Origin of the sequence: Ligilactobacillus cholophilus (assembly GCF_030389495.1) — a bacterium.
Lineage (GTDB): Bacteria > Bacillota > Bacilli > Lactobacillales > Lactobacillaceae > Ligilactobacillus > Ligilactobacillus cholophilus.
Map to the genome: position 1 here is coordinate 515,602 of NZ_CP127832.1, position 24,938 is coordinate 540,539.

Annotated in this window: 24 protein-coding genes; 21 read left to right on the top strand and 3 right to left on the bottom strand. The window is 30.6% G+C overall.

Annotated features, from left to right (window positions below; translation table 11 throughout):
• The first annotated feature begins 4 nt into the window (after positions 1 to 4).
• Positions 5 to 739, top strand: a complete 735-nt coding sequence (locus tag QPK35_RS02775; protein ID WP_290033947.1) for a pseudouridine synthase — start codon at positions 5 to 7, stop codon at positions 737 to 739.
• Between the two features lie 50 nt (positions 740 to 789).
• Here QPK35_RS02775 and QPK35_RS02780 read toward each other — a convergent pair whose 3' ends face one another.
• Positions 790 to 2,328, bottom strand: coding sequence for an Nramp family divalent metal transporter (locus tag QPK35_RS02780; RefSeq protein WP_435302719.1), 1,539 nt, complete (start codon positions 2,326 to 2,328; stop codon positions 790 to 792).
• A gap of 204 nt (positions 2,329 to 2,532) precedes the next feature.
• Here QPK35_RS02780 and QPK35_RS02785 point away from each other — a divergent pair, with 204 nt between their 5' ends.
• The 8 genes from QPK35_RS02785 (at position 2,533) to QPK35_RS02820 (ending at position 10,921) form a co-directional block, all read left to right on the top strand.
• Positions 2,533 to 3,567: a helix-turn-helix domain-containing protein gene (locus QPK35_RS02785; protein ID WP_290033949.1), complete on the top strand. Its 1,035-nt coding sequence runs from the start codon at positions 2,533 to 2,535 to the stop codon at positions 3,565 to 3,567.
• Entirely contained in the window at positions 3,548 to 4,996 is a 1,449-nt protein-coding gene (locus QPK35_RS02790) for a RecQ family ATP-dependent DNA helicase (protein ID WP_290033950.1), read from the top strand. The genes QPK35_RS02785 and QPK35_RS02790 overlap by 20 nt, the downstream gene beginning before the upstream one ends.
• A gap of 84 nt (positions 4,997 to 5,080) precedes the next feature.
• Positions 5,081 to 5,674 carry a LysM peptidoglycan-binding domain-containing protein gene (locus QPK35_RS02795; protein WP_290033951.1) on the top strand — a complete coding sequence of 198 codons (594 nt, stop codon included), beginning with the start codon at positions 5,081 to 5,083 and terminating at the stop codon, positions 5,672 to 5,674.
• Positions 5,675 to 5,731: 57 nt separating this feature from the next.
• Positions 5,732 to 6,421, top strand: coding sequence for a (d)CMP kinase (gene cmk / locus QPK35_RS02800; protein WP_290034230.1), 690 nt, complete (start codon positions 5,732 to 5,734; stop codon positions 6,419 to 6,421).
• A gap of 72 nt (positions 6,422 to 6,493) precedes the next feature.
• Positions 6,494 to 7,693: a 30S ribosomal protein S1 gene (gene rpsA, locus QPK35_RS02805; protein ID WP_290033952.1), complete on the top strand. Its 1,200-nt coding sequence runs from the start codon at positions 6,494 to 6,496 to the stop codon at positions 7,691 to 7,693.
• Between the two features lie 93 nt (positions 7,694 to 7,786).
• Complete coding sequence (der, locus tag QPK35_RS02810) at positions 7,787 to 9,097, top strand: ribosome biogenesis GTPase Der (RefSeq protein ID WP_290033953.1); 1,311 nt, start codon at positions 7,787 to 7,789, stop codon at positions 9,095 to 9,097.
• Positions 9,098 to 9,283: 186 nt separating this feature from the next.
• Positions 9,284 to 9,559 carry an HU family DNA-binding protein gene (locus QPK35_RS02815; RefSeq protein WP_290033954.1) on the top strand — a complete coding sequence of 92 codons (276 nt, stop codon included), beginning with the start codon at positions 9,284 to 9,286 and terminating at the stop codon, positions 9,557 to 9,559.
• 99 nt (positions 9,560 to 9,658) lie between these two features.
• Positions 9,659 to 10,921 carry a tetratricopeptide repeat protein gene (locus QPK35_RS02820; protein WP_290033955.1) on the top strand — a complete coding sequence of 421 codons (1,263 nt, stop codon included), beginning with the start codon at positions 9,659 to 9,661 and terminating at the stop codon, positions 10,919 to 10,921.
• 33 nt (positions 10,922 to 10,954) lie between these two features.
• Here QPK35_RS02820 and QPK35_RS02825 read toward each other — a convergent pair whose 3' ends face one another.
• Together QPK35_RS02825 and QPK35_RS02830 are read right to left on the bottom strand one after the other, a co-directional pair.
• Positions 10,955 to 11,764, bottom strand: a complete 810-nt coding sequence (locus tag QPK35_RS02825) for a site-specific integrase (protein WP_290033956.1) — start codon at positions 11,762 to 11,764, stop codon at positions 10,955 to 10,957.
• A gap of 96 nt (positions 11,765 to 11,860) precedes the next feature.
• Entirely contained in the window at positions 11,861 to 12,739 is an 879-nt protein-coding gene (locus QPK35_RS02830) for a YitT family protein (RefSeq protein ID WP_290033957.1), read from the bottom strand.
• 168 nt (positions 12,740 to 12,907) lie between these two features.
• On the opposite strand from QPK35_RS02830, the gene QPK35_RS02835 reads away from it, so the two are divergent.
• The 12 genes from QPK35_RS02835 to hslV all read left to right on the top strand — a co-directional run bounded on the left by QPK35_RS02835 (position 12,908) and on the right by hslV (position 24,937).
• A complete protein-coding gene (locus QPK35_RS02835) occupies positions 12,908 to 14,110 on the top strand; it encodes a CCA tRNA nucleotidyltransferase (protein ID WP_290033958.1) in 1,203 nt (400 codons plus the stop codon).
• Positions 14,111 to 14,129: 19 nt separating this feature from the next.
• A complete protein-coding gene (locus QPK35_RS02840; protein WP_290033959.1) occupies positions 14,130 to 16,022 on the top strand; it encodes an ABC-F family ATP-binding cassette domain-containing protein in 1,893 nt (630 codons plus the stop codon).
• Between the two features lie 16 nt (positions 16,023 to 16,038).
• Positions 16,039 to 16,998: a thymidylate synthase gene (locus QPK35_RS02845; RefSeq protein WP_290033960.1), complete on the top strand. Its 960-nt coding sequence runs from the start codon at positions 16,039 to 16,041 to the stop codon at positions 16,996 to 16,998.
• Positions 16,999 to 17,019: 21 nt separating this feature from the next.
• Complete coding sequence (locus tag QPK35_RS02850; RefSeq protein ID WP_290033961.1) at positions 17,020 to 17,502, top strand: dihydrofolate reductase; 483 nt, start codon at positions 17,020 to 17,022, stop codon at positions 17,500 to 17,502.
• A gap of 93 nt (positions 17,503 to 17,595) precedes the next feature.
• Complete coding sequence (locus QPK35_RS02855) at positions 17,596 to 18,534, top strand: SGNH/GDSL hydrolase family protein (protein ID WP_290033962.1); 939 nt, start codon at positions 17,596 to 17,598, stop codon at positions 18,532 to 18,534.
• A 7-nt stretch (positions 18,535 to 18,541) separates the two neighbouring features.
• Complete coding sequence (locus QPK35_RS02860) at positions 18,542 to 19,147, top strand: YpmS family protein (protein ID WP_290033963.1); 606 nt, start codon at positions 18,542 to 18,544, stop codon at positions 19,145 to 19,147.
• 12 nt (positions 19,148 to 19,159) lie between these two features.
• The gene (locus QPK35_RS02865) at positions 19,160 to 19,384 is read left to right on the top strand and encodes a YozE family protein (protein ID WP_290033964.1); all 225 of its coding nucleotides are present in this window, start codon (positions 19,160 to 19,162) and stop codon (positions 19,382 to 19,384) included.
• 14 nt (positions 19,385 to 19,398) lie between these two features.
• Positions 19,399 to 20,256: a ribosome biogenesis GTPase YlqF gene (ylqF, locus tag QPK35_RS02870; protein WP_290033965.1), complete on the top strand. Its 858-nt coding sequence runs from the start codon at positions 19,399 to 19,401 to the stop codon at positions 20,254 to 20,256.
• Between the two features lies 1 nt (position 20,257).
• Complete coding sequence (gene rnhB, locus QPK35_RS02875; protein ID WP_290033966.1) at positions 20,258 to 21,013, top strand: ribonuclease HII; 756 nt, start codon at positions 20,258 to 20,260, stop codon at positions 21,011 to 21,013.
• Between the two features lie 63 nt (positions 21,014 to 21,076).
• Positions 21,077 to 21,949, top strand: coding sequence for a DNA-processing protein DprA (gene dprA / locus QPK35_RS02880; protein ID WP_290033967.1), 873 nt, complete (start codon positions 21,077 to 21,079; stop codon positions 21,947 to 21,949).
• A 64-nt stretch (positions 21,950 to 22,013) separates the two neighbouring features.
• Complete coding sequence (topA, locus tag QPK35_RS02885; RefSeq protein WP_290033968.1) at positions 22,014 to 24,137, top strand: type I DNA topoisomerase; 2,124 nt, start codon at positions 22,014 to 22,016, stop codon at positions 24,135 to 24,137.
• 272 nt (positions 24,138 to 24,409) lie between these two features.
• Positions 24,410 to 24,937, top strand: coding sequence for an HslVU peptidase proteolytic subunit (hslV, locus tag QPK35_RS02890; RefSeq protein ID WP_290033969.1), 528 nt, complete (start codon positions 24,410 to 24,412; stop codon positions 24,935 to 24,937).
• The last annotated feature ends 1 nt before the right edge of the window (position 24,938 follow it).

Sequence of the window (24,938 nt, forward strand, 5' to 3'; positions counted from 1 at the left end):
GATAATGGCTATACGTTTACAAAAATATATGGCGCAAGCTGGAGTAGCTTCTCGAAGAGCAAGTGAAAAATTAATTGTAGCAGGAAAAGTAAAAGTTAATGGTAAAGTTGTAACTGAATTAGGTACTAAAGTAAATGGTAATGATTTTGTTGAAGTTAATGGCAAACTGATTGAACAAGTTGAAACAAAAGAGTATTTCTTATTTTATAAGCCACGTGGTGTAATTTCTGCAGTTAAGGATGATAAGGGCAGAAAGGTTGTAACTGATTATTTTACAGACATTCCGCAACGCTTATATCCAGTCGGACGACTTGATTATGATACATCTGGCTTACTATTGATGACCAATGATGGTGAATTAGCTAATAAATTAATGCATCCCAAATATAAAATCGAAAAAACATATGTTGCAAAAGTTAAGGGAATTCCATCAAATGATAGTTTAAAACAACTTCGAATTGGAGTTAAACTTGATGATCATCATCGTTCTTCATCTGCAAAAGTGAAGATTTTATCTTCAGATAAAAAGACTGATACAGCGATTGTTTCAATCACAATTCATGAAGGTCGCTATCATCAAGTTAAGATTATGTTTGAAAAAGTAGGACATCCAGTTAAGAAACTTAAACGAGAAAGATATGGTTTCTTAACACTTGATGGTTTAACTGCTGGTCAATTTCGACCATTATCTCATAATGAAGTTCATAAGCTTGAAAAAATGGTTAGCAATAAAAGATAAAAAAAGACACTTTGTATTAATTACAAAGTGTCTTTTTATTAATCAATTAGTTAACCATTTTGCTTACTTTCTTTGGCAATATTACGATTTGCTCGTGTAAAATCAACGATAATCCAAATTAATAATGCGAGAATTGCAACAATCAAAATAGCTGCAATTGTATTTGCCATATGAGTTTCACTTACAGTTGGATTTTGTCCAAAGAATCCTAAGATAGAATCTGGTAAACCTTTAAGGTTCAAGAATGTAAGTGAAATAACGGAAATCCAACCAACAATTTTAACCCATAATGAATTTTTGAACCTTCCCATTTCTTCTTTACTATTGGTTAATAGTAATAGTGGAACCATTGAGAATGGTAAAGCAATAGCTAAGAATACTTGAGAATTATTCATTAGGTTATTTAATGCTTCATGTTGATCTAATTTAGACATTCCTGCAGTCATTGAAACACAAATTAAAACAGGAATTACTGAAATTAAACGTGTGATTAAACGTCTTGCCCATAAAGGTACACGTAAATGAATGAAACCTTCCATGATTACTTGTCCAGTTAATGTACCTGTAATTGTAGAATTTTGACCAGATGCGAGTAGGGCAATAGCAAACAATGCTGATAAAGCACCTGTTTTTGCAATACTAATCAAAACATGATTTCGTAACATTGAAGTATCTGAAAGTGCTTGATATAAACCAAAGAATGATGGATCTTTTACAGCACCTGTCTTAAATACAGCAACTCCCATTACTAAAAGTAATGCATTTACAATTAAAGCAACTGATAATTGAATATTTGAGTCCCAAGCAGAAAATTTAACTGCTGTTGCAACTTCTTCTTCATCATTATGGTTAATTTCACGTGTTTGTGAAATTGCAGAGTGTAGATATAGATTATGTGGCATAACCGTTGCCCCAATGATACCTAATGCTCCTTGAATAGGTGTCATACCATTTACAACAGGTTTAGTAGAAAATGTATCTGCTGTTGGTATAATACCGCGAATAACTGCTCCCCAATTTGGATCAGATAGTGCAACTTCATAAACAAAGACGAATAATATTACCATGATAAGAGCTACAACTAAGGCTTCAATCTTTCGAAATCCGATTTTAGTTAGTAATAATAGTAATAATACATCGAAAACTGTAATGAATACTGCTGCGATTAGTGGGATTCCAAATAATAAATATAATGCAATCGCTGCACCAATAACTTCCGCAATATCAGTAGCCATAATTGCTAGCTCAGTTAAAATCCACAAAACAATTCCTAAAGGTTTACTTGTTCTTCTCCGAATTGCTTGTGCTAAATCATTTTGAGTAACAATCCCTAACTTAGCTGCCATATATTGAAGAAGCATCGCAATTAAACTTGACATTAAAATGACAGACATTAATAAATATTGAAAATTTTGTCCACCTGTAATTGAAGTAGACCAGTTACCGGGATCCATATATCCAACAGCAACTAATGCTCCAGGCCCTGAATAAGCTAACAATGTTCGCCAAAATCCTTTTCCTTTCGGAACTTTAACAGTACCATTGATTTCCGCTAATGATTGGCCGTGATCTGAATCAACGTGCTCGATAAATTCATGATGTTTACCGCGTTTCTCCGTGCTTGACACATCGAAAACCACCTTTCGCTTTCTATTTCAGTGGGTAATTATACTCTTAATTCAATCGAATTAAAAGTATTTTTAGGCATGCCCAACAATTATTTAATAATATATTTTTCAATTTAAATCTTGATATAATATAATAATTTTATTGAATTAATGAGGAGAAATACAATGAATTATTATTTATTACATTTTTTCAGTGATAAACAATCTCGAAAACCAGCAGTAATTCGCCAAATTTTATCAAATAAAAAAACGAGTTCTTCATTATATTGGGGGATGAGATATCAACTATTAAATTATTTAAATGTAATTCCAACGTTAAATACTGAAAAATTTAATATGGCAATAAAAAAATTAATTCAAAAAGATTTATTAATTCATAACGATAATGAATTATTGTTGAGCGAAAAGGGAATTGAAATGAAAAACAAGTTTGATGAATGTCATTATAAACTTGATCACCCTGAACTTTTCTTGAAAATTAACTATTCATTGTGGAATGCATTAATGTTACTAATGATACAAGTCAGTTCTGAATATAGCTATCAAAATAAAAAATATTATGTTGCATCTAATAATCTTCAAGCTCAGTTTTTAGTTAAGCAATGGATTAACAAATTTGGCTTTGAACAATTGAAAACTGAAGTTAAAGATTGTTTAATGGCATTTTTAAAGCAACAAGATGAACTTAAAGCTGATATTTTTTCACAAAAATTAATAGGTCATGATTATTCAGGGTTATCAAATGACCAAATTGCACATCACTACAATTTAAACACGCTTGATGTTGATATTATATTTCATGATTTAGCAGTTCAGTTTGCATATTTTATCTTATCAAAAAAGGATCATTTATCATTATTAGTGCAAAAATCAATGTTATCAGGAATTTTTTCAGATACAATTAAACAGACTAAGGAATTATTTGATTCTGGTTTATCATTGAAACAAATTGTTACAGAAAGAAAACTCAAAATAAGTACAATTCAAGAACATATAGAAATTTTAGCTATTATTGAAAAAAACTTTCCATACAACAAATTCATAAATGAGAACGAAGTCGAATATTTAGATAATTTATACCAAGGAAATATTGATAAGTGGCAATTTAATAAAATGAATGAGGATGAAATGAATATTTCATTTTTCAAATTTAGATTATTTTGCATAATGAGGTCACATGATGAGCAAAGAACTAAGTGAAATTCTACATGAAGGTTTAAAAAAATATTTTGGATTTGATGAATTTAAAGAAGGCCAAGAAGAAACTTTAATAAGTTTATTAAATCGGCATTCAACATTGGCAATTTTACCAACTGGTACAGGAAAATCGCTTTGTTATCAATTATTTGCCAAGATAACTGGTAGACGCGTATTAGTTATCTCTCCGTTAATTTCTTTAATGCAAGATCAAGTAGAGCAAATGAAATATAACAAATTGACAAATGTTGTGGCATTGACTTCTAGTTTAAGTCGAGAAGAACGAAATTATATACTGCATAATTTAGAAAAATATCAGTTTATTTTTGCATCTCCTGAGATTTTAAAAAATGAATATATTTTTCAAAAAATCAAAACAATAGGAATAGAACTATTAGTTGTAGACGAAGCTCACTGTATTGTTGAATGGGGACCTGATTTTAGACCAGATTACTTATTATTGGGAGAAATCAGGGAAAAATTAAAAAATCCATTAGTCTTGGCATTAACTGCAACAGCAACGCCAAAAGTTGCTAATGAAATTACTAGAGAATTGAATTTTAATTCTGAAGATAAAGTAATTAGATATTCAGTAGACCGTCCGAATATAATGCTTGCAACTGAAACATTAGATAGTGAAAAAGAAAAAAATAATCGCTTAATAGAATTAGTTAGTACTATTAAAGGACCAGGGTTGATTTATTTTTCTAGTAAGAAAAAAGCAGATGAGATTGCAGAATTGTTAAATAAAAAAACAAGACTGAAAGTTGCATCATATCATGCTGATTTAAATTTAGAAGATCGTTACTCTGTTCAACACCAATTCATAAATAACAAATTGGATTTAATATGTGCAACAAGCGCGTTTGGAATGGGAGTTAACAAAAAAGATATTAGGTATGTCATTCATTATCACTTGCCTGGAGACTTAGAAAGTTATGTACAAGAAATTGGACGTGCTGGTCGAGATGGCAAGCAAAGTATTGCTATATTACTTTATTGTTTAGGTGATGAAAACATTCAGTATCAAATTTTAAAGGGCTCTCTTCCGACTGTATCAGATATTAAATACTACGCAGAACATAAAGAACTCTTACATAATATTAAAAACGAAGAGTTTGAATTATTAAAAGCATTTTTTGCAATGAATATCTCTGCAGATGATTTGCTTAAATTTTTTGCAGAGAGAAAAAGAGATAAAAATCAGGCATTAATTAAAATGATTGATTATATTAATTCAGACAAGTGTAAGCGACAATATATTTTAGATTATTTTCAAGATTTGAAAAAGATTAAACATGGAGAAAATTGTTGCACATATAATAAAAATTATAATTTGAAACAATTAGGACTAAAATTACAAGAACAAACCAAAGAAAAAATTGAATTTTTAGATTACAAAGAATTAATGAAAAAATTATTTGCGATCTAATGCAACCTTAAATAAATTTTTATAGCATTCTTTATTTTAACTGTGGTAATATATTTTAGGATATAAAAGATATGAGGTGTAATTTTGAATCAAAAAAAGTCAAATGATCATTCAAAAAAGCCTTGGGAAAATACTTTCGAAGAAGAAAAAGATGCTCAAGGTAACTTATCTAGAACTGCTAGAAGACAAAATTCAAAGAAGAATACAGCATTAACAACTTCTTTATTAATTGTCTTTGTTGTGATTATTATTGGAGTGGTGGGCCTATATTTTTTATCGCAAAGAACGGCTAAGCAACATACAACCCATAGTGACAAAATAGAGGTTGTATCGTCAAAAAAGAAGTCCTCTTCATCTTCTAAAAAAAGAGAAGCTAAGAAATCTTCTAAAAAATCAAGTGAAAAAAGTGAAGTTGTTTCTAGCTCAGCCGTTGAAGAAAGTAGTGTAAGTTCAACACAGCAAAATAATGAGGCACAAGAATCAAGTCAAGCTCAAGCAAGTAGTACAGCACAAAGCCAAAGTACAACTAATGCCCAATATGCTACAGTTGGCGCTGGACAAGGGGTATATCGTGTAGCTGTAAACAATGGTTTGACTGTTCAACAGTTATTAGAATTAAACCCTGGTTTATCTTCAAATACTGAATTAACACCAGGACAAAAATTAAGAATTAAATAATTAGGGGCATATGCCTCTAATTTTTTATAATATTTGTATTTGTGATAAAGGAGCAGAATAATGGATAAAATTCAAATTGCGATAGATGGCCCTGCATCTGCAGGAAAAAGCACAGTTGCAAAGATTGTGGCAAATAAACTTCACTTTATTTATTGTGACACTGGGGCGATGTATCGTGCAGTAACATATGCTGCAATCAAAAAAAATATTAAATTGGATGATGATCAAGCGTTAGGTGAGTTGCTTAAAAATATTGATATCAAGTTTGTTCCTGGCAAACCTGAACAACGTGTCTTTATTAACGAGGAAGAGGTTACTCGGGCAATTCGAACACCTGAAATCACTAATAATGTTTCATTAGTTTCTGCTCAACCTAGTGTACGTAAGGCTTTGACACAACGCCAACAAGAAATTGCTGCTGAGGGTGGAATTGTGATGGATGGCCGTGATATCGGAACAACAGTATTACCCAATGCACAAGTTAAAATCTTTTTAGTAGCTAGTGTTCATGAAAGAGCTGTTCGTCGGTTTAAAGAAAACCAAGAAAAGGGAATTGATACACCTTTAGCAACTCTCGAAAAAGAAATTGAAGAACGTGATTATAAAGATTCTCATCGGGAAATTTCACCACTTGTAAAAGCTGATGATGCAATATTAGTAGATACGACATCATTAGACATAGATGGTGTCGTTGAAAGAATTTTAGAAATTGTTAAACAAAATACAAAAGCAAGCGAAAATCAATAATAATTACTGGAAATATTTGTAAAATTCAGTTAAAATAAATAATAGAGTTAGTCGTTAAGGAGGACATTGTCCATGAGTGAATCAGAAAATAAGGATTTATTAGAAGCTTTAAATAGTGTTAAAGAAGTAAATGTTGGCGACGTCGTAAAAGGCGAAGTGCTAGCATTTGATGAAAATAAGCAAGTAATCGTTGGTATTGAAGGAACAGGTGTCGAAGGCGTTGTCCCTGGACGTGAACTTGGCGTTAAGATGGATGAAGCTGAAGATAAGATTAATGTTGGAGACATTTTAGACTTAGTTGTAATTTCTAAGATTGGTTCTGACAAAGAAGGCGGTAGCTTCTTATTATCACAACGTCGATTACAAGCTCGCAAAGTTTGGGATGAAATCGAAAAGAAATTTGAAAATGGTGAAACAATTACAGCACCTGTAACACAAATCGTTAAGGGTGGTTTAGTTGTTGATGCTGGTGTACGTGGATTTATTCCTGCATCAATGATTTCAGATCACTATGTTGAAGATTTGAACCAATATAAGGGTAAAGAATTATCATTAAAAATTGTTGAAATTGAACCAAGCGAAAACCGTTTGATTTTATCTCACAAGGAAGCAGCTAAAGAAGAACGTGAAGCAAAACGTAAAGAAGCTATGGATAAATTATCAGCTGGGGAAGTTGTTGAAGGTAAGGTTGCTCGTTTAACAAACTTCGGTGCATTTATCGACCTTGGCGGTGTAGACGGTTTAGTTCACGTTTCAGAAATTTCATATGATCATGTAAACAAACCATCAGATGTATTAAAAGTTGGTGAAGACGTTAAAGTTAAAGTATTAGACGTTGATGAAGAACACGGCAGAATTTCATTATCAATCAAACAAACTTTACCTCAACCATGGGATGAAGTTGGTGAAAAGATTGCTGAAGGTGATGTTCTTGAAGGTGTTGTTAAACGTTTAACAAGCTTTGGTGCATTTGTTGAAGTAATGCCTGGTGTTGAAGGTTTAGTTCACATCTCACAAATTTCACACAAGCACATTGCAACTCCAAACGATGTCTTAGAACCAGGTCAAGACGTTAAAGTTAAAGTATTAAGTGTTGATCCTGCAGCTCATCGTTTGGCATTATCAATCAAGGCTTTACAAGAAAAGCCAGTAGCTGAAAAGAAAGCTCCAAAGAAGAACAATGATAGTGCAAAGAAAGTTGAAATTCCTGAAGAAGAAACAGGTTTCACTTTAGGTGACATTATCGGTGATGAATTAAAAGATCAAAAATAATATAGTTTGATTTTTTGTTTCAGTTATACGAAATTAAAGAGGTTGCGGCATTGTCACAACCTCATTTTTTATGTTATTAGAACGGAGGTAACTATGGCGAATCCTATTGTTGCAGTTGTTGGTCGTCCAAATGTTGGAAAATCAACAATTTTTAATCGAATTGCAGGAGAAAGAATTTCAATTGTTGAAGATACTCCTGGTGTAACACGCGATCGTATTTACACACATTGCGAATGGCTTGGAAAGAAATTTAATATGATTGATACTGGCGGAATCGATATGGGAGATGAGCCTTTTGTAAATCAAATTAAAGAACAAGCTGAAATTGCAATCGACGAAGCAGATGTAATTATTTTTGTTGTAAGTGGTAAAGAGGGAATTACAGACGCAGATGAAAAGGTTGCAAAAATATTATATAAAACTGATAAACCTATTTTCTTAGCAGTTAATAAAGTTGATAATCCAGAAATGAGAAATGAAATTTATGATTTCTACTCACTCGGATTAGGAGATCCAATTCCTGTTTCAGGAATTCATGGAATTGGTATTGGTGATTTATTGGATAAAGTTATAAATGCTTTTCCAGACGATGCTGATCAAGAGGATGATACTAGTATTAAGTTTAGTTTTATTGGACGTCCAAATGTCGGAAAATCATCTTTAGTAAATGCTTTATTAGGTGAAAATCGTGTGATTGTATCTAATATTGAAGGAACAACCCGAGATGCTATTGATACAAAGTTTGTAACTGAGGACAATACAGAATATACAATGATTGATACTGCTGGTATTCGTAAGAAAGGTAAAGTTTACGAAAGTACTGAAAAATATTCTGTATTACGTGCAATGCAGGCCATTGATCGTTCCGACGTTGTTTGTGTAGTTTTGAATGCTGAAGAAGGAATTCGTGAGCAAGATAAGCATGTTGCTGGATATGCACATGAAGCCGGACGTGGAATTATTATTGTAGTTAATAAATGGGATACTCTTAAAAAGAATAACCATACGATGGCAGATTTTGAAAAGCTTATTCGACAAGAATTTCAATATTTGAGCTATGCTCCAATTGTTTTTGTTTCTGCTAAGACTCACCAACGGCTAAATTCATTGCCTGGATTAATTAAGAAAGTAAATGCAAACCATGAACGTCGTGTATCATCATCTGTATTAAATGAGGTTATTTTAGATGCGATTGCTCATAATCCAACACCTAGTGACAACGGAAAACGATTAAGAATCTATTATGCAACACAGGTATCTACAAAACCGCCAACATTTGTTGTTTTTGTTAATGATCCTGATTTAATGCATTTTTCATATGAGCGATTCTTGGAAAATCAAATTAGAGCATCATTTGATTTTACAGGAACACCAATCCATTTAATTATTAGACGTAGAAAATAAAATTACTTAAAAAACAATTAATAAAGTCACAATTTTTTAGTTAATTTATAGTGAAAAGCCTTGTCGTATTGGGTTTTCTATGCTATCTTAATTATTGAGCAATGATTTGTTAGTCATTGTTTGAACATTAATTTGATATTATATAACATGATTTAAAATGTTATTGGTTCGAGGAGGTGGAAACACATGGCAAACAAAGCACAATTAATCGAAAAAGTTGCTGATAAGACAGGTTTGACAAAGAAAGATGCAACAACAGCTGTTGATGCAGTATTTTCATCAATCCAAGATTTTATGGCAGAAGGCGAAAAAGTTCAATTAATCGGTTTTGGTAACTTCGAAGTACGTGACCGTGCTGCTCGTAAAGGCCGTAACCCACAAACAGGTGCAGAAATTCAAATTCCTGCAAGCAAAGTTCCTGCATTCAAGCCAGGTAAAGCATTAAAGGATGCTGTAAAATAATTCCTGTTTATGAACTTAATTAAAGTTAGAGGTTGTGACATTAGTCATAACCTCTTATTTTATTTACAAAATAAATTTAATTAGAAAGGGGATATCAAAATGACGTTTGCAGAAAAAACATTAGATTTAATTGATAAGGGGCAAATTGATGAAGCACATAAGGCTTTTATTTGCTCATTAAACAACGATAATGATGATATGATTTATAGTCTTGCTGAAGAGCTATATTCGCTAGGATTTACAAATATGGCTAAACAAGCATATGAAAAATTACTTAATTTATATCCTGATGCAGATGAATTTCGAACATCATTAGCTGATATTGCAATTAGTGAAGGAAATGATGATCAAGCCCTAGAATATTTATCTGCTATTAAACCAGATTCAGATGCTTATTTAGAAAGTTTATTAGTTGCTGCAGATCTATATCAAACTCAAGGAATCTTTGATGTAAGTGAACAAAAATTGTTAAAGGCCTATCAACTTGCTCCAGATGAACCTGTAATACAATTTGCACTTGCTGAATTGTATTACGATATAAAGAAATATCGTGAAGCAATTAATTTTTATATTAAATTAATTAAAGAAGGAATTACTGAGCTTTCTCAAGTTAATTTGGTACAAAGAATTGGAATTTCATATGCTGAAATTGGAAAGTTTGAACAAGCTTTAGGATATTTGGAACAAATTCATCCTGAAGATATGGATGATGATACGAGATTCCAATTTGCATTTACTCATATGAAGTTAAAACACTACGAAAAAGCACTTAAAGAATTTGAAAAATTAAAGGAAACTTCTCCTGATTATGCTACTGTATATCCAGCTATAGCTGAAATATATGAACAACAAGGTAAATTAAAAGAAGCATTAATTGCCCTACAAGAAGGGATGAGCGTTGATGAATTTAATTTACAATTATACTTTAAGTCTGCACTTATTGCAGAGAAATTAGGAGATAATGAACTCGCTGAAAAATATCTAATTATAGCAATTCAACAAGATCCTGAAAATGCAACAATTATTTCTGAATTAAGTAGATTATTGATTTTAGAAAAGAAGCATGAAGAAAACATACAACTATTAGATAGTTATTTGAAAGACAATCAAGTTGATCCATTATTTTACTGGTTACGCGGTAAATCATATGCTGCATTGGAAAATTATGCTAAGGCCATTGATGATTATAAGGCAGCAATGAAAGATTTGATGAGTTCTGCAGAATTTCTACGTGATGCTGCTCAATTCTTTAGAGAAGCCGGTTTACGAGATCTTGCATTAAATTGTGTCAATGAATATTTGAAGATTGAACATAATGATGTTGAAATGGCTGAATTACAAGAAGATTTACTTGATTATTAAGAAATAACCTAAACGGATTAATTTCCGTTTAGGTTATTTTGATATACTGCGATAATAATTTAATGAATCTTTTGAAATACGTAAATTTTTACATAAATCAATGTCACTTAAATGTTGATTATTTTTAATATATGAAATAATAGCATCTTGATATAAGGTAGATGGTTTCAATGGAATATCAATTTTTTTGCTATCCTTTTTTAGAATTTTATGTAATCCAGCTAGACTCATTGTTGGATCAGATAAATTAATTTTTTGCTTTAAATAAAGAGATTTAGATTGCTGTAATTCTTCAAATTCAGAATGAAAATTCTGAAATTCATGTAAAAATAGTAATTCATGATCATTCCAATTTTCATTTACAAGTACTTTATAAAAATTCGATTCTATAATTTCTTTTATAGAGTAAAAATGAGCAAGTAACAATAAAGTTAACCTTGTATAAAAAGATAAATCCTCATTTTGAAGATAATTAATTAATTTATTTGTCCAATTAATATCGGATGTAGGAGCAGGATTTTTTTCTAATCCTTTAAGAGAAAGAGTAGGTATTTTATTCGATAGATTATTTTCAAATAAAAATACAAAATAGCGATTTAAGTGAGTTAATATTTTGTTGTATGTAGAATTTTTAATTTGCTTTTTAATTTGAAGCATGCCTAGATAATCTTTAATATCAAGTTCTGAGATTTCATTTATATTTATTTCTACTTTATTGGAGTTTGTTTTTAAATATAAAAAGAAACGATTAATATCTTTGGTTAGATCATTTATAGTCGAATCAGCTAAAAAGACTTCGTTTTTTAGATATTCTTTAAAGCGTTCTTCAAAAGGAAATTCCATTTTTACCTCCAGTAATAAAATAAATTGTTACTTTAACAAAAATTATAACAAAAAAGAATATACTATAACAAATAAAATTATAGTATATTCTTTTTATTAATTTTGAGTATTTTTAATTCGTTCGTACGTAAAACCTTCGCCAATAACTTCATTTACATCCATTATCGAAACAAATGCATGTTCATCATATTTAGCAATTATTCGTTTAACTTCAGTTATTTCACTTTGACTAACAACTGTATATAAGGCTTTTCCTTTCTTTTTTGAAAATGCACCTTCAGCTTGCAAATAGGTCACTCCACGATCCATTTTTGAAATAATTTCGTGAGAGATTTCTTCACTGTGCTGGGTCATAACAATAATTCCACGAGCTGAGTAACCACCATCTTGAATGAAATTTACTACTCTTGACAATACAAAAGAAGCGACAACGGTATACATCATTCTACGTAAATCAATATAAGACAATGATAAGGTTAAAACAATTACATCTAATGTAAATAATGATTGTCCCATCGGAGTTCCATTTTTCTTTTCAAAAATACGAGCAATGATATCTGTACCACCAGTTGTACCATTAAAACGATAAACTAGTCCTAGTCCAAAACCACCAATAACTCCGGCAAGGATTGCAGCAATAAATAGGTCATGATGGACATTTAAATGGATATGTACAACTTGCCATAACCAAATCCAAAATGATAAGGCTCCAGTTCCATAAATTGTATAAATTAAGGAGCGTCTTCCTAAATAACGATAACCAATTATTAATAATGGAATGTTGATTAAAATAGTTGAGATTGCAGGATTAATTCCAGCTAAGAATTTTAAGATTAATGTAATCCCTGCAATTCCACCTTCGGCAAGTCGATTACCGATATTTATTGTAACGAAGCCAAATGCATATAAAGCTGTTCCGACTGTAATCATAACGAAATCAACAAATCGGATTTTGTTGTTCTTGTGAATAACCATAGAAAAGCCTCCAATTTTTTAACTTATCTTCTAGAATACCAAAAACCTTGAAAATGTACTACTATAAAGCTTTATAAAAATGATTTTTATTCCTAAGTGATATTTGATAGTCATGTAATTATTGTTTTGGTAAAATTAATATTAGAATTAAATTGAGAGATGATAAAGATGAGAATAACGAATTTTCCTAAGGAATTTATTAAAGCAATTCCTGTATTAAAAGAGATTCAGGATGCAGGTTATGAAGCATATTTTGTTGGTGGATGTGTTCGAGATACACTTTTAGGAATTCCATTACATGATGTAGATATAGCAAGTAGTGCATATCCTGCTGAAATTAAACAAATTTTTAATAGAACAGTAGATACTGGAATTGAACATGGAACAGTCATGGTTTTAGATCATGGTGAAGGCTATGAAGTAACTACTTTCAGAACTGAGTCTACTTATCAAGATTTTAGAAGACCAGATCATGTTACATTTGTTCGTTCATTAAGTGAAGATTTAAAACGAAGAGATTTAACTATTAATGCATTAGCAATGGGTGCGGATGGAACAGTTATTGATCTTTTTAATGGATTAGAAGATCTTAAAAATCATATTATTCGAGCTGTTGGTGATCCACATGAACGTTATCATGAAGATGCATTACGAATGATGCGAAGTATTCGCTTTATGAGTCAATTAGATTTCAAATTAGAAAAAAATACAAAACAAGCAATTAAAGATAATGCTTCTTTATTAAGTAAAATTGCCGTTGAACGAATTCGAGTAGAATTAATAAAAATGTTTCTAGGCAAAAATCCTAATGCAGGTGTTGAAACATTTATTAATACTGATTTATATAAATATTGTCCTGATTTTCCTAACTACAAAGATGGATTAGAAAAAATAGCTGGAATTAATAAAATAAAACTTGAAAATGAAACCGAATGTTGGGTATTGCTTGGATATGAGTTTAATTTAAATATTCAACAATTAAAGCAATTGATGAGACATTGGAAAACTTCACGTGACTTAATTAATCAAGTGGAAATTGCTTATAGTGCATTATTAAGTAAAGAAGGTCTATTAGATAGTCAGGTCTTATTTAATGCTGGATTGGATCTAGCAATTTGTGCAAATCATATTGCTAAGTTAGTTGGGAAAGAAGCATTTTCTGATCAAAAAATAAAAGATCAATATATGAAATTACCAATTAAGTCAGTTTCAGAGATTAAGGTTACAGGAACTGATTTAATTCAAAAACTAAATATGAAACCTGGGCCAATGATTGGTCAAATTCTAACAGACATTAAGGAAAAAATACTAAAAGAAACTTTAGCTAATGATGAGAATGAATTAATTAGTTATATCTCAAAGAATTATTAATTATGAAAGAGAGAAATCAATGCAAACTTTAAGAGTTGAACACCTTACTAAAACATATGGTGAAAAAACATTATTTAATGATGTAAATTTTATTATTAATGAGCATGATCGAATAGGGATAATTGGAACTAATGGATCAGGAAAGACGACTCTTTTAAATGCAATTTCACAAGTTGATCCAGCAGATTCTGGAGACCTTGTAAAACCAAATGATTACCGAATTGGGTATTTAAAACAAATCCCTGATCTAGATGAAAATAAAACAATAATGGATGCTGTATTTGAAGGAGCAGCACCAATATTTCAAGTTATTCGCCAATATGAAGAAACATTAGAGATGTACAGTAAGAATCCTGATAACGAACGGCTTCAAGAACGATATGATGAGGCAGAAAAAAAGATGAATCAGGAAGATGCATGGAATGCGGATAATGAAGTTAAAACAATTTTAACGCAGTTGAAAATAAAAGACACTAAGCAAAAAATATCTGAATTATCAGGTGGACAGAAAAAAAGGGTCGGTTTAGCACAAGTTTTAATTCAATCACCTGATTTATTAATTTTAGATGAACCAACAAACCATTTAGATTTTGATTCGATAGAATGGTTAGAAAAATATTTATCTAATTATCAAGGTGCATTATTAGTAGTAACACATGATCGATACTTTTTAGATCAAGTGGCAACTCAAATAATGGAACTTTCATACGGAAATTTATATAGTTATCAGGGAAATTATGAAGATTATGTTCAACAAAAGGCAGAACGACTTGAACGTGAAGCTATCCAAGAACATAAGCAGAAACAACTATATAAAAAAGAATTAGCTTGGATGCGTACAGGCGCAAAAGCTCGAACAACTAAGCAACAAGCCAGAATAAATAAATTCCATGAATTAGAAAAAAATGTTAATCATCCGGTTCAAACAGACGGTAATATTCAAATTAATTTAACTAACCAAAGATTAGGGAAAAAAGTAATTGAATTAAAAAATGCTTCTAAAAAGATTGGAAATCATCAAATAATCAAAGATTTCAACTTATTAGTACAGGCTAATGATAGAATTGGCATTACTGGATTAAATGGAGCTGGTAAATCAAGTTTACTCAATATCTTAGCAGGCAAGATTGCATTAGATAGCGGAGAATTAATTGTTGGTGAAACGGTTAAAATTGCATATTATCAACAACAAACTGAATATATTCCAGATGATAAAAGGGTAATTAATTATTTGAATGAAGTTGGGCAAAGTATTGTAAATAAAGATGGAGATCGTATTAGTACAACACAACTTTTAGAACAATTTTTGTTTCCAAGATTTATGCACGGAACATTAATTAGAAAACTATCTGGTGGTGAAAAAAGACGATTATATTTATTAAAGCTATTAATGCAACAGCCAAATGTTTTGCTATTAGATGAACCTACAAATGATTTAGATATTAGTACACTTACAATTTTAGAAAATTATTTAGATGAATTTAATGGCACTGTAATTACAGTTTCACATGATCGATACTTTTTGGATAAAGTCGCTGATAAATTATTAATTTTTGAAGGCGAAGGCAAAATTAATAATTACTCTGGATTATTTACCGATTATTTAAAAACTTTGGATAATCATAAAATTGAAAATAAAAAAGTGCATAAACAAAGCAATCAAAGCACTTCTGAAAAGAAAAAAAATAAAAAGAAACTAACATATGCACAAAGATTAGAAAAAGATGAGCTTGAAAAACAGATCGAAGAATTAGATAATAAAAAACAAGAGTTGCAAGATGAGATGAGCAAAACATCTGGAACAGATTATGCTAAATTGGGTGATTTACAACGTGAAATTGAAGAAATTGATGAGAAGTCAATGGAAAAAATGGAACGTTGGGAAGAACTTGATAATCTTGCTAACAATTAATTAGGGAGGAATTAAAATGACAGAAATCGTAGAAGAACCTTATTTACAATTAATGAGAGACGTAATGGAAAATGGAAACTTTAAGGATGATCGAACAGGAACAGGGACAAAAAGTCTCTTTGGTTATCAAATGAGATTTGATTTAAATAAAGGATTTCCTCTCTTAACAACTAAGAAAGTTGCTTTTAATAGAATTAAAAGTGAATTGCTATGGTTTTTAAGAGGCGATACAAATATTCGTTTCTTACTTGAACACAAAAACCATATTTGGGATGAATGGGCATTTAAGAATTGGGTTCAAAGTGATGAATATAATGGACCTGATATGACAGACTTTGGTCTTCGTTCTCAAAGTGATCCAGAATTTAATAAGACATATCGTAAAGTAAAAAAAGAATTCTGTGAAAGAATCTTATCAGATGATGAATTTGCTAAAAAGTATGGAAATTTAGGTGACGTATATGGAGCACAATGGCGTCATTGGAAAACAAGTCGTGGAACAACAATTGATCAAATTAAGAATGTAATTGAACAAATTAAAACTAATCCGGATTCACGTCGTTTAATTGTTACTGCATGGAATCCTGAAGATGTTCCAACAAGCGCATTACCACCTTGTCATGTATTATTCCAATTTTATGTGGTGGATGGTAAGTTAAGTTGCCAACTATATCAAAGAAGTGGTGACATTTTCTTAGGTGTACCATTTAATATTGCAAGTTATGCAATGTTAACACATATGATTGCACGTGAAACAGGACTTGAAGTTGGTGAATTTGTACATACGATTGGGGATGCTCATATTTATCGTAACCATTTTGATCAAGTAAAAGAACAACTTTCAAGAGAACCTAAGAAAGCTCCAACATTATGGTTAAATCCTGAAAAGAAACATATTGAAGACTTTGAAATGGATGATATTAAAGTCTTAGATTATGATCCAGCACCTATAATTAAAGCACCAGTTGCTGTTTAATTTAATAGGAGGTTATCGAAAGTGATTGCTTTTATTTGGGCAGAAGATCTTAATGGTGGAATTGGAATTGATGGACATTTACCTTGGCATATAGCAGCCGATTTACGAAGATTTAAAGAAGAAACTATGGGACATCCAATGATAATGGGAAGAAAGACGTTTGAAAGTCTTCCAGGTGTATTGCCACATCGTAAACATATTGTGTTAACACATTCAGATTTAAAAGTAGATTCTGAAGCAGTAAGTGTAATTCACTCTAAAGAATCATTAGACGAATGGTTAGTTAAACATGATAATGATTTAAACTTCATTATTGGTGGAGCAACATTGTTTGAAATGTATAAGGATAATGTCGATTATTTGTATCAGACAATTATTAAAAAAGAATATAAAACTGATACAATAATGCCTAAAATTGATTTTTCAAAATTTAAATTAATTGAGCAGAAAAGCTTTGAAAATATTGATCCAGAATTTGAATTTTTAACATACGAAAAAATATGATTGTATAATACAATCAAGCTATATATAAGCAATTGTAGCTTCTGTTTTCGTTGATTAATTTGCATAATACAATTTTGTAGAAGGAGTGATTTTTTGAGGAATAAAATTACAAAAAAGTACATTGTTATATTTTTATGTAGTTTACTTATTGTTGCATTTGCATTTGTTTTTATTCAAAAGACTTCAAATACAGAATCAAAGCATGAAAATGTTTCTTCAATAAAAAAAGTTTCAAAACCTCAAAAAATTTCGTTAGTTGGAATAGGTGATTCGTTGACATATGGAGAACAAGATCCAACTAAAAATGGTGGCTATGTTTATCTGATTAAGAAAAAGTTGCAAAAAAATTATAACGTGGATGTTTCAACTGAAAATTTCGGTAAAACTGGCGATCGTACTGATCAAATACAAAAACGTTTAGAAGATAGTGACGAAATGCAAAAAAAGGTTGCTAAAGCTGATGTAATCACAATGACATTCGGTGGAAATGATTTAATGCAAGTTTTACAGAATAATTTTAATGTTCTACTTAATGATCAACTAAGTACCGTTATGTCTAAACAGGAAAAAAATTATCAAAGAAAAGTAGAATCTTTATTGGATACTGTACGTAAATATAATCCTAATGCACCTATTTTCGTTATCAGTGTATATAATCCTTTTTATGTATATTTTCCTACTATTACGGATTTGCAAAAATATACAGATGAATGGGTTGACGTTACTAAAAAAGTGGTTAAACAAAACCGAAAAATGTATTTTGTAAATGTTAATCAACAACTTTCTCAAGGGCAATACTTGAATAAGGATCAAACAGAACTAAAAAAACAAAGTAAGTTAAATTTGGAAAAATTGTCAGGAAGTCAGGTTGAGAAGCAATTAGAAAATCAGAAAGAAATAAATGACTATTTATCTGATAATGATCATTTTCATCCTAATTTAAAGGGATATCAATTAATTGCTGATAAGTTATATGATGTGATGGTATCGCATAAATCAACATGGTTAAATTCTGATACTCAAGAAAGATGATTTGATTATGAAAAAGAAGCAAGATAAACAATTTAATTTATGGAAATTCGCTTTCTTTGCCTTATTAATTGTGGTTTTAGGTTTAATGATTTTTATAGGCGTGAAAATTTCGCTTCCTAACTCAGAACAAGAAAGTGCAAATACTCAGATTGAAAAAATAGAAAAAAGTGCTGCATCCGTTGATGTGACAATGAATAAAGAAGATTTTAGTTCTGCAATTAATTACTTTTTAAGTAAAGAACAGAAGAAAAGTGGAATTAAATATCGATTTATATTGAATAAATCTGCTATTTTAATGGGTACAACTAAAGTTTTAGGGAAAAAAATCACTTTTTCAGTTTATGCTACTCCTTCAATTAATAAGGATGGTAATATTGTTTTAAAAATTAAATCAATTGCGGTAGGTTCATTAAGCACACCTTCGTCATTTATTTTAAATTATATAAAGAATAATTATAATCTAAAGGGAATCGTCCAAATTAATGCAAAAGAAAATAAAATCATTCTTAGATTAGATCAGTTAACATCAAAAAATGATCTTAAAGTTAAAGCTACAAAAATGGATTTGAAGCAGAATGAGATTAAATTTAAAGTATTGATTCCAAAAAATTAAAGTGAGGAAAACATGTACAGAGAAAGTTTCTATCGATATTTAATGACGTTACGTGATCCTAATAAACATGATGAAATTACACAATTTGCTAATGATGCATTCTATGATCAAGAATTTCCTAAACAAGCCGATGACTATGAAAAGTTATCTAATTATTTGGAAATGAATGCATCATATTTACCATCAATGAGTATTTTTGATGATGTTTGGCAAATGTATTTAGATAAGATGTGTTAAGGAAGGAGAATTTAATGACAGTCATTCAATGGTATCCTGGCCATATGGCTAAGGCAATACGACAAGTAAAAGAAAATTTAAAATTAGTAGATATAGTATTAGAATTAGTAGATGCTCGTTTACCAGAATCATCTCGTAACCCACAATTAGAAGAAATTTTGCAAAATAAACTTACTATTAGAGTTTTAACTAAAGCTGATTTAGCAGATCCAAAATTGAATCGAGAATGGGTTGATTTCTATGAAGCTGAAGGGCAACCTGCTATTGCAATTAATAGTAATCAAGGTTCATTAAAAGCAATTGAAAATAAAATTAAATCAGTAATGGCTGATAAACTTTTAAAACGACAAGAAAAGGGAATTATTAATCAAAGAATTAAAGTAATGTGCATTGGAATTCCTAATGTTGGTAAATCAACCTTATTAAATCACTTGGTGAAGAAGAATATTGCACAGACTGGAAATAAACCTGGTGTTACTAAATCACAACAATGGCTAAAAGCAGGTAAAACATTACAGTTACTTGATACACCGGGAATTTTATGGCCAAAATTTGAAGATCCAATTGTAGGGAAAAAATTAGCTTTAACTGGTGCAATTAAGGATACATTATATGCTAAAGATGATGTTGCATTATATGCTTTAGAATATTTTGTAGATAATCATCCAGAAAAATTAAAAGAACGTTATCATCTAACGGATGATGAAATTAACGACACAACGGTTAATTTGCTTTTAAATTTAACCAAAAAAATGGGCTTTAAAGATGATTATGATCGTGCAAGTGAACGATTAATTTTTGATATTAGAAAAGGAAAATTAGGGCGTTATACGTTAGATTTTGTGCCATCTTCAGAAAACGACGAGGCTTAAAATGAAAATAAATGAAATTAAGGATATTTTAAATGATAATCCTGATGAAAAGTTTTTGAATTCTCTACATAACGATCCTCGAAAGGGAGTCCAAACAGCTTTAAAACAGTATTATAAAAGAGTTGAATCGTTACAAAAAAAGAAAGAAGCTTTTATAAAAAGATTCAAATATGAAAAATCTTTTTGGAATAATGGAATTGAATATGTTGCAGGAATAGATGAAGTAGGTAGGGGGCCGCTAGCAGGTCCTGTTGTTGCGTGTGCGGTAATTTTACCTCATGATTTTAATCTTATAGATGTAAATGATTCTAAAAAACTTTCAGAAAAGAAACGTGAAGAATTATATAATAAAATATTAGATCAGGCAGTTAGTGTCGGAATTGCAACCGGAAGTTGTAAATTAATTGATGAAGTTAATATTTATGAAGCAACGCGAATTACAATGAGAAATGCGGTTGAAAAATTATCTATTAAACCAGAACAATTGATAATAGATGCCATGGATATAGATACTACAATCCCTCAATTAAAATTAATTAAGGGAGACCAAAAATCTATTTCAGTTTCAGCAGCAAGTATTATTGCTAAACAATACCGAGATCAATTAATGAAAGAGTATGCTGAAGTCTATCCTGGGTATGAATTTGAAAAAAACGTAGGTTATGGAACAAAAGCACATTTAAAGGGTTTAAAAGAGTTAGGTGTTACTCCAATTCATCGATTATCATTTGAACCAGTAAAAAAGAATTTAAAATAAAATAAAATTTAGCTCCTTTTTGCGTATTTAATTAATAGAGAGTATGTAATAAGGAGTTTTTTTATGCTTTTAAGAGAATATTTAATAAGATTACATTTATGTAAAGGAGTTGGCATTGCAACAGAACGCAAAATATTAAATTATATTAAAATGAATCATGCCGTTCCTTCATCTGTAGGACTATCTCAATTGTTAAAAATAGAAAGAGCAGAAGCAATTCAATTAAATAAAAGAATTGTTTCTAACGAAACTACAGAAAAAATGAATATGTCATTGAAAATTTCTGATTGTTTAACGATTGTTGATGAAAATTATCCTCAAAAATTGAAAGAAATTTATAATCCACCATTAGTTTTATTTTATCGCGGAGATATTACATTACTAGATTCTCCGTTATTAGGTGTAGTTGGAGCAAGACAAAATAGTGTATATGCAAATCAAGTATTAGAAAAAATAATTCCAGAAATTGTTGATGCAAATATTGTTACTATTAGTGGATTAGCTCAAGGTATTGATAGTATATGCCATCGTATAACACTTAATAATGGAGGAAAAACCATTGGTGTAATTGGTACTGGAATTAATATGAATTATCCTAAAATTAATGAGCAATTACAAAATGAGATGATGAGAAATCATTTAGTAATTACAGAATATGCAGCATTTGAGAAGCCATTAAGTTTTCATTTTCCACAAAGAAATCGGATTATAGCAGGTTTATGTGATAGTTTACTTGTAGTTGAAGCTAAAGAGAAAAGTGGAAGCTTAATTACCGCTAACATTGCACTAGAAGAAAACCGCAATGTGTTAGTAGTTCCAGGAAGAGTTGATGCTGAGCTATCTAGAGGATGTAATTTACTTTTTCGTGAAGGAGCAAAACCAGTTTTAGATAGCTCAGATATTTTAGAAGAATTCGCACATGACTTGACAAAATGAAACCATTTGTCCTAACATGAAAAGCGATTTTAAAGATTTATTTTGATTATTAAGGAGTGGTTGAATGCCTGCAACAAAAAAAGCTTCAACAGGTAAAAAAACAAAAAAGAAAACCACGAGAAAAGTAAAGAAAAATTTAGTGATTGTTGAATCCCCATCAAAGGCAAAAACAATTCAAAAGTATTTGGGTTCACGATATAAAGTTATGGCAAGTCTAGGCCATATTCGTGATTTGCCTAAAAGTAAAATGGGAATTGATATTGAAAATGAATATGAACCACACTATATTTCAATTCGTGGAAAAGGCGATGTTATAAAAGAATTAAGAAAAGAAGCTAAAAAAGCAAACCATGTATATCTTGCATCTGACCCCGATCGTGAAGGAGAAGCAATTGCATGGCATCTTTCTTATTTACTTGGACTTGATGCGAATGATAAAAATCGTGTTGTATTTAATGAAATTACAAAAGATACAGTAAAAAATGCATTTAAAAATCCACGTTCAATCAATATGGATTTGGTTGATGCACAACAAGCACGACGCGTACTCGATCGTTTAGTCGGATATTCCATTTCACCAATTTTATGGGCAAAAATAAAGAAAGGTTTATCTGCTGGTCGTGTTCAATCAATCGCATTGAATTTGATTATTAAACGTGAAGAAGAAATTAAAAAATTTGTTCCTGAAGAATATTGGACTATTGATGCCCAATTTAAAAAGGGACGAACTAAATTTAATGCTGAATTTTATGGTAAGAATGGCAAAAAATTAAAATTAAACAACAATGATGATGTTCAAAAAATTGTATCGCAAATCGATAAGAATAAACCTTTTGATGTTGACAATGTTGTAAAGAAAGCACGAAAACGTCAGCCACCATTACCTTTTACAACTTCTACGATGCAACAAGTTGCAAATAATAGTTTGAAATTTAAGACTTCAAAAACAATGATGGTTGCACAGCAACTATATGAAGGTGTTAATATTGGTAAAGGCGGAGCGGTTGGTTTAATTACATATATGCGTACTGATTCAACACGTATTTCTGCACTTGCAAAACATGAGGCATCAAAGTATATTCATGATGAGTATGGTGCTGAATATGCAGCAATTAAACCAAGAACTGGTAAACTTCCAGAAGGTGCTCAGGATGCTCACGAAGCAATTCGACCATCGTCAGTATTACGAACTCCAGCTTCTTTGAAAAAATATTTAACACCAGATCAAATGAAATTATACTCTTTAATTTGGTCTCGATTTGTAGCAAGTCAGATGACACCTGCAGTTTATGACACAGTTAGGGTTGATTTATCTCAAAATGGAGTTAACTACCGTGCAAATGGTTCTCAATTAAAATTTGCAGGTTTTACTAAGGTTTATCAAGATAATGCTAAAAAAGATAATAAATTGCCAGAATTAAGTACTGGTGATCAAGTAAATATGGTTAATAATCAACCAAATCAACATTTTACATTACCACCTGCTAGATATACTGAAGCTACATTAATTAGAACGCTTGAAAGTAATGGTGTAGGAAGACCATCAACATACGCACCAACATTGAATACTATTCAAAAAAGATATTACGTAAAATTGGTTGCACGAAAATTTGAACCTACTGAATTAGGACAAATTGTTAATGAAATGATTAAAGAGTGTTTCCCAGATATTTTAAATATTGATTTCACAGCGGATTTAGAAGATCAATTAGATGACATTGAAGAAGGAAAGCGTCAATGGGTAAAAGTCGTTGATCAATTCTATAAACCTTTTGAAAAAGAATTAAATGCAGCATCCGAGAAAATCGAAAAAGTGAAGATAAAGGATGAACCAGCTGGATTTAATTGTGAAATTTGTGGAGCACCAATGGTAATCAAGATGGGACGATATGGTAAATTTTATGCATGTAGTCGTTTCCCTGAATGTCGTAATACTAAAGCTATTACAAAGGAAATTGGAGTTCAATGTCCAAAATGTCATAAAGGACAAATTTTAGAAAGAAAGTCAAAGAAAAATCGCATTTTCTATGGATGCTCAAATTATCCTGATTGTGACTTTGTTTCATGGGACATGCCGGTAGGACGTAATTGTCCTAAAGATGGACACTATTTAGTTTATAAAAAGAGTCGAAAAGGTCGTCAAGTTATTTGTCCAAATGGTGACTACGAAGAACCAATTGAAAAATAATTGTGAAATACAACTTTACAAATAAAAGTAAAGTTGTATTTTTTTATAAAAAAACATAGTATTTACAAGTAACTAATGATAATATTTAAAAATAGTATAATTTACATTTCTAATCAACGCATGATGGATTAAATATATTTTTTAATCGCATTTTAAAATGGTTTTTGATAAAATACGAATGAAGGTTAACAAATTGAAATGTTGACTAATACTGACCAAAGTTAGAAAATAACCATATAAAGATTTAGATTTTAAAATCTAGGAGGAAAAATATGACAACAATTTGTGCAGTTAAACATAATGGAAAAACAGCAGTTGCTGGGGATGGACAAGTTACATTAGGAGAAAAAGTAATTGCTAAGGGACAAGCACGTAAAGTTCGCCGTATTTATGATAATAAAGTTGCTGTAGGATTTGCAGGCGGTGTTGCTGATGCAATTAATTTAGAAGAACGTTTTGAAAAGAAACTAAATGAATTTAACGATTTAAAACGTGCAGCTGTTGAATTAGCTCAAGAATGGCGTTCAGATCAAACACTTCAAAAATTGGAAGCAATGTTAATTGTCAGTGATAAAGATAATTTATTAATTGTTTCAGGTGGTGGTGAAGTTATTGAACCAGATGATGATGTGCTTGCAATTGGTTCTGGTGGTAATTTTGCTCAAGCAGCAGCAGTTGCAATGACTAAGTATGCTCCAGAAATGTCTGCAGCTGAAATTGCACATGCTGCATTAGATATTGCCGCAGATATTGATATTTTCACAAACCATAATATTATTGTGGAAGAACCTGAAGAATAGA

What these genes read in the sequence shown, in the direction of transcription:
- QPK35_RS02775 (WP_290033947.1), top strand. Translation starts at nt 5, where the DNA reads ATGGCTATACGTTTACAAAAATATATGGCGCAAGCTGGAGTAGCTTCT.
- QPK35_RS02785 (WP_290033949.1), top strand. Translation starts at nt 2,533, where the DNA reads ATGAATTATTATTTATTACATTTTTTCAGTGATAAACAATCTCGAAAA.
- QPK35_RS02790 (WP_290033950.1), top strand. Translation starts at nt 3,548, where the DNA reads ATGAGCAAAGAACTAAGTGAAATTCTACATGAAGGTTTAAAAAAATAT.
- rpsA (WP_290033952.1), top strand. Translation starts at nt 6,494, where the DNA reads ATGAGTGAATCAGAAAATAAGGATTTATTAGAAGCTTTAAATAGTGTT.
- der (WP_290033953.1), top strand. Translation starts at nt 7,787, where the DNA reads ATGGCGAATCCTATTGTTGCAGTTGTTGGTCGTCCAAATGTTGGAAAA.
- QPK35_RS02815 (WP_290033954.1), top strand. Translation starts at nt 9,284, where the DNA reads ATGGCAAACAAAGCACAATTAATCGAAAAAGTTGCTGATAAGACAGGT.
- QPK35_RS02820 (WP_290033955.1), top strand. Translation starts at nt 9,659, where the DNA reads ATGACGTTTGCAGAAAAAACATTAGATTTAATTGATAAGGGGCAAATT.
- QPK35_RS02825 (WP_290033956.1), bottom strand. Translation starts at nt 11,764, where the DNA reads ATGGAATTTCCTTTTGAAGAACGCTTTAAAGAATATCTAAAAAACGAA.
- QPK35_RS02830 (WP_290033957.1), bottom strand. Translation starts at nt 12,739, where the DNA reads ATGGTTATTCACAAGAACAACAAAATCCGATTTGTTGATTTCGTTATG.
- QPK35_RS02835 (WP_290033958.1), top strand. Translation starts at nt 12,908, where the DNA reads ATGAGAATAACGAATTTTCCTAAGGAATTTATTAAAGCAATTCCTGTA.
- QPK35_RS02840 (WP_290033959.1), top strand. Translation starts at nt 14,130, where the DNA reads ATGCAAACTTTAAGAGTTGAACACCTTACTAAAACATATGGTGAAAAA.
- QPK35_RS02845 (WP_290033960.1), top strand. Translation starts at nt 16,039, where the DNA reads ATGACAGAAATCGTAGAAGAACCTTATTTACAATTAATGAGAGACGTA.
- QPK35_RS02860 (WP_290033963.1), top strand. Translation starts at nt 18,542, where the DNA reads ATGAAAAAGAAGCAAGATAAACAATTTAATTTATGGAAATTCGCTTTC.
- QPK35_RS02865 (WP_290033964.1), top strand. Translation starts at nt 19,160, where the DNA reads ATGTACAGAGAAAGTTTCTATCGATATTTAATGACGTTACGTGATCCT.
- ylqF (WP_290033965.1), top strand. Translation starts at nt 19,399, where the DNA reads ATGACAGTCATTCAATGGTATCCTGGCCATATGGCTAAGGCAATACGA.
- rnhB (WP_290033966.1), top strand. Translation starts at nt 20,258, where the DNA reads ATGAAAATAAATGAAATTAAGGATATTTTAAATGATAATCCTGATGAA.
- dprA (WP_290033967.1), top strand. Translation starts at nt 21,077, where the DNA reads ATGCTTTTAAGAGAATATTTAATAAGATTACATTTATGTAAAGGAGTT.
- topA (WP_290033968.1), top strand. Translation starts at nt 22,014, where the DNA reads ATGCCTGCAACAAAAAAAGCTTCAACAGGTAAAAAAACAAAAAAGAAA.
- hslV (WP_290033969.1), top strand. Translation starts at nt 24,410, where the DNA reads ATGACAACAATTTGTGCAGTTAAACATAATGGAAAAACAGCAGTTGCT.